The organism is Lutibacter oricola, from assembly GCF_900106565.1.
GTDB classification, from domain to species: Bacteria; Bacteroidota; Bacteroidia; order Flavobacteriales; family Flavobacteriaceae; genus Lutibacter; species Lutibacter oricola.
In genome coordinates this window covers 16,021-28,874 of record NZ_FNNJ01000012.1, presented here as the reverse complement: position 1 = coordinate 28,874, position 12,854 = coordinate 16,021, and the positions used below count along the sequence as shown (strand labels likewise).

At 29.8% G+C, this 12,854-nt stretch carries 10 protein-coding genes; 1 reads left to right on the top strand and 9 read right to left on the bottom strand.

Translation table 11 applies throughout. The features are described from left to right. Positions 1 to 276: 276 nt before the first annotated feature. Positions 277 to 1,398, bottom strand: coding sequence for a DegT/DnrJ/EryC1/StrS family aminotransferase (locus BLU40_RS15615; protein ID WP_090125801.1), 1,122 nt, complete (start codon positions 1,396 to 1,398; stop codon positions 277 to 279). Positions 1,399 to 3,898: 2,500 nt separating this feature from the next. On the opposite strand from BLU40_RS15615, the gene BLU40_RS15610 reads away from it, so the two are divergent. Further along, complete coding sequence (locus tag BLU40_RS15610; protein WP_090125798.1) at positions 3,899 to 4,294, top strand: HU family DNA-binding protein; 396 nt, start codon at positions 3,899 to 3,901, stop codon at positions 4,292 to 4,294. A 654-nt stretch (positions 4,295 to 4,948) separates the two neighbouring features. On the opposite strand, the gene BLU40_RS15605 is transcribed toward BLU40_RS15610, so the two are convergent. Genes BLU40_RS15605 through BLU40_RS15570 form a run of 8 tightly spaced genes read right to left on the bottom strand, consistent with a single transcriptional unit; the run spans position 4,949 to position 12,844 of the window. Then, complete coding sequence (locus BLU40_RS15605) at positions 4,949 to 5,920, bottom strand: MraY family glycosyltransferase (RefSeq protein ID WP_175454813.1); 972 nt, start codon at positions 5,918 to 5,920, stop codon at positions 4,949 to 4,951. Further along, positions 5,898 to 7,016, bottom strand: a complete 1,119-nt coding sequence (locus tag BLU40_RS15600; RefSeq protein ID WP_090125793.1) for a glycosyltransferase family 4 protein — start codon at positions 7,014 to 7,016, stop codon at positions 5,898 to 5,900. Before BLU40_RS15600 ends, BLU40_RS15605 begins: the two co-directional genes overlap by 23 nt. Positions 7,017 to 7,067: 51 nt before the next feature. Next, positions 7,068 to 7,928 carry a glycosyltransferase family 2 protein gene (locus tag BLU40_RS15595; protein WP_245729962.1) on the bottom strand — a complete coding sequence of 287 codons (861 nt, stop codon included), beginning with the start codon at positions 7,926 to 7,928 and terminating at the stop codon, positions 7,068 to 7,070. 2 nt (positions 7,929 to 7,930) lie between these two features. After that, positions 7,931 to 8,875 (bottom strand): acyltransferase family protein, encoded by a 945-nt coding sequence (locus tag BLU40_RS17890; RefSeq protein ID WP_090125788.1) that lies wholly within the window; start codon positions 8,873 to 8,875, stop codon positions 7,931 to 7,933. A 4-nt stretch (positions 8,876 to 8,879) separates the two neighbouring features. Continuing rightward, a complete protein-coding gene (locus tag BLU40_RS15585; RefSeq protein WP_090125785.1) occupies positions 8,880 to 9,731 on the bottom strand; it encodes an alpha-1,2-fucosyltransferase in 852 nt (283 codons plus the stop codon). Next, complete coding sequence (locus BLU40_RS15580; RefSeq protein WP_090125782.1) at positions 9,728 to 10,540, bottom strand: hypothetical protein; 813 nt, start codon at positions 10,538 to 10,540, stop codon at positions 9,728 to 9,730. Before BLU40_RS15580 ends, BLU40_RS15585 begins: the two co-directional genes overlap by 4 nt. Positions 10,541 to 10,546: 6 nt before the next feature. Then, positions 10,547 to 11,626, bottom strand: coding sequence for a glycosyltransferase family protein (locus BLU40_RS15575; RefSeq protein WP_090125780.1), 1,080 nt, complete (start codon positions 11,624 to 11,626; stop codon positions 10,547 to 10,549). A gap of 3 nt (positions 11,627 to 11,629) precedes the next feature. After that, a complete protein-coding gene (locus BLU40_RS15570; protein ID WP_090125778.1) occupies positions 11,630 to 12,844 on the bottom strand; it encodes an EpsG family protein in 1,215 nt (404 codons plus the stop codon). Positions 12,845 to 12,854: the final 10 nt, after the last annotated feature.

Genomic DNA, 12,854 nt, shown 5'->3' with positions numbered 1-12,854 from the left:
ACTGTAATGGACGTATTTTCACAATAAAAACGTGAGATTCTTCAGTTCCGCTGCGCTGCATTCAGAATGACAAGCGAGAACATTATTTCGACTCTGCTTAAGGAGCATATTGGTGGGAGAAGTGGGAAGTCTGAAGTCAGAAGTGAGAAGTGAGAAGTGAGAAGTGAGAAGTGAGAAGTGAGAGTCTTCAATTCCGCTGCGCTGCACTCAAAATGACACGTAAAAATTCGCTTAAAACTATTGACTCTCAACTTCAAATTCCTGATTTCTAACAACTCAATCCAAACGCTGTTTTATAACTTCAACTACTTTTTGTAAATTATCTAAAGTTAAATTAGAACCACTAGGTAAACACAAACCTCTATTGAATAAATCTTCAGACACGCCATTGGCAAACGATCTACAAGTAGCAAATACTGGTTGTAAATGCATAGGCTTCCATAATGGTCTAGACTCTATCTGTTCTTCTGCTAAAGCCAAACGTAGCTGTTCTCTAATTTTAAATGATGGCGTTAACACACAACTCAACCACCTGTTAGAAAAACTTCCGCTAGACTCTTCTAAAAACTGCAATTGTGCATACCCAGCTAATGCTGTTTTATAAAACTCAAAATTAGCTCTTCGTTGTGCTACTCGCTGGTCTAATACTTCTAATTGCCCTCTTCCTATACCAGCTACTATATTGCTCATTCTATAGTTATACCCAACATGCGTATGCTGGTAATGTGGTGCTGTATCTCGGGCTTGTGTGGCTAAAAATATGGCGTGTTCTTTTTCTGTTGCCGAATTACACAACAAAGCACCTCCTCCAGAAGTTGTGATTATTTTATTGCCGTTAAACGACCACACACCATAAGTTCCATAACTTCCGCAGGCTTTATTTTTATACGTACTTCCTAAAGCACTCGCCGCATCTTCTAATATTGGAATTTGATATGTTGAAGCAATTTGATGTATTTCTGAAATCTTATAAGGCATTCCATACGCGTGCATTGCTATAATAGCCTTTGGTTTTTTTCCGTTTGAAATTCTGCTTTTTATTGCTTCTTCTAATAATTTCGGACACATATTCCACGTATCAGCTTCACTATCAATAAAAACAGGTGTTGCCCCTACATAGGTTATAGGGTTTGCCGTTGCCGAAAAAGTAAAACTCTGGCAAAGCACTTCATCTCCTATCCCTACTCCTAACTGAATCAATGCCAAATGAATGGCTGCTGTTCCTGAGTTTAATGCCACCACTTTTTGAGAGGTTTGTAAATAACATTCCAATTCTTTTTCAAAAGTATCAAGTTGTGCTCCCATTGGCGCAACCCAATTAGATTCAAATGCTTCTTGTACATACTTTTGCTCGTTTCCTCCCATATGTGGCGAAGACAGCCAAATTTTATCTTTCATACTACATGTTAAACAGTGGTTAAAAATACATTTTTTTTATGAAGACTGATTGGTTTTTTTGGTTTTGGTGGTTGCTGGTTGCTGGTTGCTGGTTGCTGGTTGCTGGTTGCTGGTTGCTGGTTGCTGGTTGCTGGTTGCTGGTTGCTGGTTGCTGGTCATTTCGACTTCGCTCAATGACCACGTTTGTCTACTCAACTGGAACAGAGCATTTTTTTACAATTGAAACGTGAGATTCTTCAATTCCACTGCGTTGCATTCAGAATGACAAGCGAGGACATTATTTCGACTCTGCTTAATGAGCATATTGGTATGAGAAGACAGAAGTGGGAAGTGAGGAGACAGAAGTGAGAAGTGAGATTCTTCAGTTCCGCTGCATTGCATTTAAAATGACAATAAAAATAAGAAAAGCGTCCTATGAAATTTTCAGTAGAAAATACATCCGAAGAAAAAGAAACAGGCGGTGGTGTTTGAGCGCAGCGAGTTCAGCGCATGTCTTTTTTAAGGAATAGTATTTTAATGAAAATATCATCAGACTAGATTTTTGGTTCTTTTCATCAATGGAAAAGAACAAAAGCAAACTAATTAGTAAAGCTCATAATGGATTCCTGCCTACGAGGGAATGACATACTAGTATTGTTGAAACGTGAGATTCTTCAATTCCGCTGCTCTGCATTCAGAATAACAAGTTGAGACTATCATTTCGACTTCGCTCAATGACCACGTTTGTCTACTCAACTGGAACAGCGTATTTTTTTACAATAAAAACGTGAGATTCTTCAATTCCGCTGCATTGCATTTAAAATGACAATAAAAATAAGAAAACCGTCCTATGAAATTTTCAGTAGAAAATACATCCGAAGAAAAAGAAACAGGCGGTGGTGTTTGAGCGCAGCGAGTTCAGCGCATGTCTTTTTTAAGGAATAGTATTTTAATGAAAATATCATCAGACTAGATTTTTGGTTCTTTTCATCAATGGAAAAGAACAAAAGTAAACTAATTAGTAAAACTTATAGTGGATTCCTGCCTACGAGGGAATGACATACTAGCATTGTTGAAACGTGAGATTCTTCAATTCCGCTGCGCTGCATTCAGAATGACAAGCAGAGACTATCATTTCGACTCCGCTCAATGACCATATTGGTGTGAGAAGACAGAAGTGAGAAGTGAGAAGTGAGAAGTGAGAAGTGAGAAGTGAGAGTCTAAAGTAACCGCGCTTCATTTCGACTGTAATGGACGTATTTTTACAATAAAAACGTGAGATTCTTCAATTCCGCTACGCTGCATTTAAAATGACAATAAAAATAAGAAAAGCGTCCTATGAAATTTTCAGTAGAAAATACATCCGAAGAAAAAGAAACAGGCGGTGGTGTTTGAGCGCAGCGAGTTCAGCGCATGTCTTTTTTAAGGAATAGTATTTTAATGAAAATATCATCAGACTAGATTTTTGGTTCTTTTCATCAATGGAAAAGAACAAAAGTAAACTTATTAGTAAAACTCATAATGGATTCCTGCCTACGAGGGAATGACATACTAGTATTGTTGAAACGTGAGATTCTTCAGTTCCGCTGCGCTGCACTTAGAATAACAAGTTGAGACTATCATTTCGACTCCGCTCAATGACCACGTTTGTCTACTCAACTGGAACAGCGTGTTTTTTTTACAATAAAAACGTGAGATTCTTCAATTCCGCTGCGCTGCACTTAGAATAACAAGTTGAGACGAGCATATAGATTCTGAACAATAAAAACACAACAAAAGAACAGTTTTAAACTAAATTTGACGTTTTTACGCATTTTAAAACAACTGTTTTCAACAAAAAACAGTAAAATAAAGGTTCATTTTAAAAAAAGTACGATTTTAATAAGCAAAACGCTTAAGATTCAACCTATTGAGAGTCAGTAGGTTTAAGTTTGGATTTTTGCAAAAATACATTTATTTTTTGATATAAACAAACATTTAATCTATTTTTTTATTTAAAGATGTAAAATGTATTGTTAAATTAATTATATTTGGTATCAAGAAAGTCAAACAAAATTGCTGATTAAAAGTATTGATTTTTTATGAACTCATAAAAGTAGCTAGTTCTACTTTTTAACAAATAGTGTGTATATGCTCTTTGTAGAAACAACAAAGTCCTAAAGTTGGCGCTTTAGAACTTGGTATTGTGTAACGCTAAAAGAAGCGTGTTTATTTTTTTCAATAAAACAAATTTACACTTCTTCTTCTAGCTTACCAAATTTTTTGAAACAAAAAAATAATTCCTATTTAAATGATAGGTTCATGGTAAGAAGTATGACTTAATTTTTTAACGCATTACGCCTTTTACGGTGTAATTGAATGCTCTAAAACCGCTGGAGCTTCACTTTTAGAACAAAGTGTGTACTCAAAAAAAGCGTAAAGGCTCGCCAAACCGTAGGCCTTTTAAAAGAATAACGGTTCTATAGAGTGTTTACACCGTGCTCTTTATCTATACAACGGTATATTTTTTAATTTTTATAATATGGCATTACATATCAAAGCTTTAAGTAGTAAAAATCCTCAGAATTTAACTGAAGATTCAAAATATATTGCAAAATCTATTTCCACTGGTTTAATAGACTTTGAACGATTGGCTTATTTGGTTTCTAACCAATGTACCGTTCGTGAATCTGATTGCTACGCGGTTTTACTGGCTTTAGAACACAATATGCTAGATGAATTGCAACAGGGTAAAACAGTGAATTTTGGAAGAATTGGGAATTTTAAAATTGGTGTAAAATCTAATAGAGAAGATACACCAGAAGAGGTTACCGTAACTACCATTAAAAGTGCTCACTTGAACTTTAGAGCAAGTAGTAAATTAAGAAAAAAATTGAAATCGTTAGATTACTCAATTAAAACCCAAACCGGTTCTTAAGTTACTTCTAGTATTATTTACAAAGAGGCTGTTTTAAAAAAACAGCCTCTTTTTTTTGTACGTACTCAAATAGCAAGCGCATGAGCCCTTTATTTCTTGCGCTTGTTTTGTTAATAATATGCGCAGCAAACCGCCGTAACTTGTGCATGTTACGTTTATAACTCTTCTGCTTACGCTTGTCTCTAGCGCTTCTTACTTTTTATAGACGTTATTAGGTGTTTTTTATTGTAATTTAAAAAAACGCCCCCTTATTTATACTACGCTCAATAATCTAGAACAAAAGTATACTAATTAGTAAAACTCATAATGGATTCCTGCCTGCGAAGGAATGACAGTTGCAATGTTTTAAGTGAGAGGTGAGAGTCTAAAGTAACCTCGCTTCATTTCGACTGTAATGGACGTATTTTTACTATTGAAGCGTGAGATTCTTCAGTTCCGCTGCGCTGCATTCAGAATGACAAGTTGAGACGATTATTTCGACTTTGCTCAATAATCTAGAACAAAAGTATACTAATTAGTAAAACTTAAAATGGATTCCTGCCTGCGCAGGAATGACAGTAGTAGTATTGTTGAAACGTGAGATTTTTCGACTTCACTTCGTTGCGCTCAAAATGACAAGTACTGTCATCTCGACCTTAGTGGAGAGATCTCACTCTATACTTCTAACTTTTTTACAGTAGCTTTAAAACCTACTACATACAATACAGCCAACATTACTAAACCTGCAACAACAACTCCAACTTGTGCCAATATCGAAAATTTATAGGTTAGCAACACCACTACTACTGCTGCCAATTGCAAACTCATATACACCGCCGATACTTTTAAGTGCGACCATTGCCAAACGTCTACCAATTTCTGATACAAATGGTGCCTGTGTGCTTGCATTAGCTGTTCTTTTAAATAAAATCTATATAAAATAGTGAGTCCGCCATCTATACCATATACGGCTACCAATAATATAAGTACTGGCGCTTGTAACTCCAACCCTATAGCTAGTAATACATACAGTATAACAACGGCTAATGAAATACTACCAACATCACCGGCAAACATTCTTGCTTTTTTTCTAAAATTATAATAGCCAAATACCACTACTGCTGCCAATACATAGCTTAACAATTGCGTGTACGCTAATTGTTCTATGGTATTTAAGGCTAACAAACCACCCAATACTGCCAAACTATACAAGCCTGTAATACCATTGATACCATCCATAAAATTAAACACATTTACAAAGGCAACACCAACAATGGCTGCACTTGTAAGCACATACCAAGGCATATTAAATACATGCAACTGAAACAACACCAAGCCTACCGCTAAAAACTGAAAAGGCAACCGCAGTTTTGCTGATAGCGTAAGTATATCGTCTAAAAAACTAATTAGTGCAATAGCACTAAGCCCCAACACAAAATAAGGAGCTTTAAAATTGCTAACTACAAAATAACAAAGTACCGCTATAAAAAATAAAATACCGCCACCTCTAATGGTAGGTATGGTATGCGAACTTCTAAAATTAGGATTGTCTACAATATTATATTTTTGCGCTAGTTTTAGATATATAATTGAAGAAATTACAATAATAAAAACCACTAAAGCATTAATTAGTACTGGTAACATCATTAATTGCATTTTTATAATGGTTAATAATAATATTTATATCAAACGTATTAATTGCTCTTTTACGCGCATTTACACCCATAATAGACCTTTCTTTATCACTTGCAAGCAACATTTTTTCCATTTTAAGCTCTAAATCTTTACTATCTTTAACCTTGCACAAAAAACCTGTTACATTATCTACTACAACATCTCTACAACCTGGTACATTTGTAGTAATTATAGGTACACCTATACTAGATGCTTCTATTAAAACTTTAGACAATCCTTCTCTATAAGATGGTAACACTACACAATTTGTTACTTGCATAAACTCTTTTACATTATCAGTTTCACCTAAGTAATTTACTACGGAATTCTCTACCCAAGCATCTAAAGTTTCTTTAGTTACTGCTGTAGCATTTTTAGCATATAACGGGCCTAGAATATTAAAAACAGCATTAGGATAGCGTTTTTTTATATTTTTTGCTGCCGTAACATATTCTCTAATTCCTTTGTCATATAGCAATCTACCTATAAATAAAAACTCAAAATTATTGGAATTTTTAGAAACACCTTCTTTTGATATAAAAACCGTAGTATCTACACCTGAACCAGGGATTATTCTACATTTTTCTTTTTTAACAATGTTTGAAGTAGTAAACAGATTAAAATCATCTGAGTTTTGAAAAAACACCAATGAAGCTTTTTTCTGTGATATTTTATATAAAACCTTTGCCAAATAGGTTGAAAAACTTTTTTTAATAAATAAAGTACCCAAGCCTGAAATATTATTAACTGTAGGTATTTTTAACAAACCTGCAGCAATTGTACCATATATATTGGGTTTTATAGCATTGTGGCAAATTACATCTGGTTTAATTTTTTTATACAATTTATAATATGCTGCAATTGTTTTTAAATCTTCTAAAGGATTGGTTGCATTGTTATTTATATTAATTTCATAAAAATTGAAGCCTTCTTCAATTAGTTTTGAAGCATAGGCATCTTTAAAGGCTACTGTACTAATTTTATGACCCTCTGCTTTTAACGATTTTAACAATGGTGTTCTAAAATTATAAATACTCCACGAAATATTTGACGAAAAAACAATGTGCATTTTAATTTAACTTTACAATATTAATAGAATTTAAACTTACTTTTTATTTTTTTAATTAACACTTTTAATTGACACTTTTAAATCTTCATGTGCCAATTTTAATTTTGATTCACTTAAGTCTAAATTCCTATTTTTTATTAATAAATTTTCAATTTTAAAAACACTAAATAATCTATAAACAAAATATTTTAAAATACGCTTAACAGCTGTATACAACCAAAAAAAACCACTTCTATATTTTTTTTGTTTAATATGATTTACAACTAAATTTAACATCGATAAAATTCCTATTAAATATTTATTATGATAACTACCTCCAAATTCTCTATAAAACAACAAAGGAGTATTTAAACAGTAAAAATTCGACACCTCTTTTGTTCTAAACCAAAGCTCTTTATCTTCAAATCTTAACGCATTTAGATTATAATTATTATTAATAAACCATTCTGTTTTCCCTATTATTGTAGGGTGAATAAATGACCCAACCGATACTATTTCATTATTAATCATATTTCTAACACCCTCAATATTATCATTTTCATCTATAGAATAAGCATTTGTACCTAATACATCTATATTAAGTTCTTTCTTTAAAATATCCATTTGAATTTTAATTCTATCAACATGCATTATATCATCGGCATCCATTCTCGCTAAATATGTAGTCTTAGTTTCACGTGCCATTTGATTCAATCTATACGGAAGACCTTTATTACAACCGTCATTTAATAACCTTATTCTAGAATCTTTAAAAGATTTAATAATATTTAGAGAAGAATCTGTAGAACCATCATTAATTATCAATAATTCAAAATCTTTAAAACTTTGATTAAGAATAGACATTATAGCATGCTTTAAAAACTTTTCTGCATTATATACAGGTAAACCTATTGTTACAAGAATTTCATTCATACTTATTTAATTTTTCCGAGTAAAATATAGGCTAAAAATTTATTTTTATAAAAAAAGCCCTCGATAAGTATAGAGATTACACATATTAGGACACAACTAATTATTAAACTTAATGTATAGTAATTTGAAATAAATAAATGTTTTAGAAAAGGGGTAAAATAAGAGTTCAATATATAAATTATAAGTGTATGAGTACCTAAAGTTTCTAATACATTTAATTTCATTGTTAAGAAAAGGCCATAAAACCAAAAAATAGCTAAAAATGCTACCCAATATTTATAAATATACATAGAAATTGAATTAAAACTAATAGAAAAAAAATTAATATTTGTTCTATGCCAACTCCAAGCAAAAAATAAAAATAATAAACCAAACAGAAACTTGTATTTAATACATATTACTTTTATTTTCATGTCATTGAAAAATACAAATCTACCTAAATAAAAATACGGAGTATAAATAACTATTGCTTTTAACCCAAAAATATTACCATTTCCAATAAAGTAGCTTAACAAGCTAAGCATTATAATTATTATTATAACATAAACTAAAGATGTTTTAAACTCAATCCAAGTTAATATATGTAAACCAAAAAGAATATATAAATACCACAAACCGTTATCAGGAAAGATTAAAGTTTTAATAAAACCAGTATAAATAAAGTCATAAGTTCCCCCACTAATATTTAATGAATAAATTTGAGATATCAGAGCCCAAACTATAAAAGGAATAATTAACCCTACAAAATATTTTTTTATACTTTTGATAGTCACTTCTTTTTTAGAAACAAAACCGCTCAAAAAGAAAAATAAAGGCATATGAAAACTATATATTAATCTAAAAAATAAATTTTCGTCAAAATTTGGATACGTAGCTTGTATAATATGGCCTATAACCACAAGAAGGATTGCAAAACCTTTCAATGAATCAATAGTCTTGTTTCTCATAAATTTATAATTTTATCCAATGATCTAAAGCTAATGATTTTTCGCTAGTCAATGTCCATTTTTTTGGTACTATAACAGTTTTTGAAGAATTCATATTTAAATATGCAGCCCACCAACTAAAAGAACTATTAGATATTATATTACTTTTACATAAAGACATTAAATAAATATACCAATAGCTGTTAATTTTAAAATTATTTACAATTATACTATTACATGGTAAACTTAAATTATTCTTAACCCAATCAATATCATCTGTAAAAACAAAATACTTTAGGTTTTTTGGATAATTTTTTTTTATCTCAAAAAAAGCTTTTTGATAATAACCCTTTGTGCAAACCCCATAAGTTTTAATGTTTTTGGGTACAAAATAGTCTCCTCTTCTAACATGAACACTTACAGAATTACTCTTTTTTATTTCCCTTACAATATCTTTTAATTGTAGAGGAACAATTTCTTTTAATTTTAAATTGTTACCTAGTATTAATTTTCTTTTAGAAAAAACATCTTTATTTTGCCAATAACCATTAAAATAATAAATATCATTAGGTTTTATATCATCAAGTTTATTAAAAGAATCATCTGTTATATAATGGTTTTTTTTATTTAATTTAAATAAAAAAACAGATAATTTTGCTTTTAATTTAAAATTACGTGAAAATTTAAACCTATTTCCATTGTATATTCTCATATTAGGAAATAACAATTGCAACTCTAATGAACGTTCTTTATTTACCGTTTCAAAAGCAATAACATCATAAAAAACTGGTTGTTTATATTTACTCTCTAAATATTGTCCAAATAAGTATTGAAATAACTGATTTCCCACGCCGCCAATAACCCGAACCACTATCATAGGTTTTTGTTTTTTTTATTATTCAACATTAAACTCATAAACGGATATAAAATAAAGTGTCTAACTGTATATTTGAATATATTTTGAGTTACTTTTAATTGACTCGAATGATTAGATCTTGCCGCAAATATTGCTTGACCCAACCAGGATTTAGATTCGAAATTTTCCCATTCATAAGCAATTTTCATTGTAGTTTCTCTATAAGCCAATTGAGTTAGTAATGATTGATCATGTCTATGCTCTCTAAAAGATTTTATTTGTTCATTAAATTCTTCTTCTCTCACATCATATAATAATTCAGGATAATTAACCATTATATTTTTCCATTTTTTTAAAAAGTTAATACTTTCTTTATTTTTTTTTAAAAATAAAATACCCCCTGCAACTAAATATTTTCTATTTAAATTCCCATTTTTGAAAACTTCAAAAAAATCAAGAACCGATTTTTTTGTCCAATTAATCACTTTATTAGGTATATTAAACAAAACCATATCATGATTTTCTAATTTACTAAATAAATAGTCCCATTCTTTATCTTTATACAGGTAACAACCTGCATCTACATATGCTAACATATCATTTTCCTCCATTGTTTCAAAAGCTTTTAAAATAACATCTGGCTTCCAAGACCAATATCCAAAACCTCGTTCAGCTTTTAACAAACCACATTCCTTTAATTCATCACTTAATATTTCTTCTCCAAATGAAAAGCAATTTTCAAAAAAATCTAACTCTTCAGCTTCCTTAGTTATTCTCTTTCTCGCTATATCAAAATTTAAATTAGAAAATGTAACAAAATATCTTTTCATAGCTTTTTATTTCAATCTAATAAATTGTTTTGATACATTTTTTATATTGTAATTGTCTATATTTTCAAAAATAAATTGATTACTATAGTCACCAGTTAAAAAAGAATTTAAAATTGTGATATCTGGCTTTTGTGAAACTGAAAGAATTGGTCTTGATGCAATTGTATAATCAATTAGTTTGCTGGGTGATTGTGAAGCTGTACCGTTCTCAAAATTAACTAAAAAATCCATCTGACTTAATACAGATAATAGCTCATCCCTAGGAACTAACTCTCTAATCTCAATTTTCCCTTTAAACTTTTCTATGTATGGATATAGAGCTTCCCATTTTGGTGTATATAAAACAAATAAAAAATCTAAATCTATTGTTAATAATAAATCTAAAAAAGGCCTAGGATCTCTATTTCCTTTATAAAACATACCTGCATAAGCAAAAGTCGGAACAGGATTCTCTTTAACTTTATTATATTCGTTTTTTGAAAAATTAAAGCCTTGCGGTATTACTTTTATTTTACTTCTAAACTCAGGATAATAACTGTTTATAGCTTTTTCAATAGGAACGGTAATATAATTAGCTCTTTTACAAAATGATTTTTCTAAAAATTTAAACCAAAATGGATTAGGGAAAATTTCAACTTTACTCCCCATAAATGGATCTCCACAGTCTGCAATCCATTTTTTTGCTAAAAACTCATTCCTTCGAATTAATTTATCAACCCCCCAATGAATACTATATGGCGCACCTATAGATATTAAAAGGTCATATCCTTTTTCGTTTTGTAAAGTTTTATAAATTTGTGGTATATATTTAATCTTAGGGTATTGAAATAAAATATTCATTAACCTATAAAACTTACCTGCTATTTTAGAACTTGAAAAAAGCCTTTTTTCCACATCAGATTTTCCAAAAAATAAAATTTTAACCCCAAATTCCATTTCAAAACAAGAATAGTCATAATCAACCCAAGGTAAGTAAATAGTCACATCATTTCCTTGCCTTGCTAATTCAACCGCTAATTCAGTTGTTCTAAAAGCTCTCGGTGTTATATTTGGTTTAAAATACCCTGAAACTATTAATATTTTCATAAATTAATATATTAAATAACTTTTTTCTGTTAATATTGAAAATAATGTACCCGTTACTATTTCTGAACTAAATAAGTCAACACTTAAGTCAAATGCTTGGTAGGTACTTACTAAAATAGTTGGTAAAGCCAAATAATTTAGATTTTTCATTAAAGTTGTTCTATTTAGTGTAAAAACTCTCATCATGTAGTTTAATGTTAATAACATTACAATACTATTAAACCTGTGCATTGATGGCAAATCTCCAAATATATTTATAAAGCTAAACATTAAAATTAAAATACAGAATAAATTATTTATTTCCTCATTAAACTCATATCTTAAAAAATTTAACCTCGTTATAAATACCGTTATAAACATATACCATATTTGATAATTATTTAAAATTAAAAAAACTTTAGATACTTCACCCTTACCTTCTATTACACTACTAGCATAATTAGAAATTGTGTAATTATTTAATTTATCTAAAAAAATATTTGAAAGAAAAGAAGAACCAATATCAATAAATACTGATATAAAGTTATTTATTAATAAAGTGATAATAAAGAACACTAAATAAATCTTAGGTTTTTTACCTACAAAGTAAAATACTAATATAAATATTACTGGCAAAACAAAACTAAAATGAATAAAAACTGTTGAAGCTACTAATAAAAGATATTTTGAATCCTTTTTCTTTGAAAAAAGAAATAATGCATACACAAAATAAAATGATGCTGTCCAAAATCTAAAACCATTTAAATTTACAAAAGGTATTACCAAAGTGAATACTAAAAGCATATAGTAATGTATAAACTCTTTTTTAGTATTCCCTATAAAAAACTCTACACATTTTATAAATAAATATCCATAAACAAGAGCTACAACTCCAAATAAAAATTTAGGACTTTTGGTAAAACAACTTAAAATAGCATATAAAAATGTTTTATATAAATCTGTGGTTTCCCCTTTCAAATAGCTGCTTTTAAAAAAATCTATAAAGGATAATTCTCTTATTTCCAAAAACTGAACTCCATAAGAGTATGAATCTGCTTCTGTTAATTTGAAGGTTATAGAATACCCTAACAAAAAGAAAAAAGGTACTACATAATATTTAAAATCTTTTATTTGTACAGTTAATAAAGCAATACATAACCCAAAAAAAGGCCATAGAAAAAATAGCAAAGCTAGAAGGACATATAAACCAAACCTATTTTGAGCTGTTTTGTATAACATCTTTTATAAA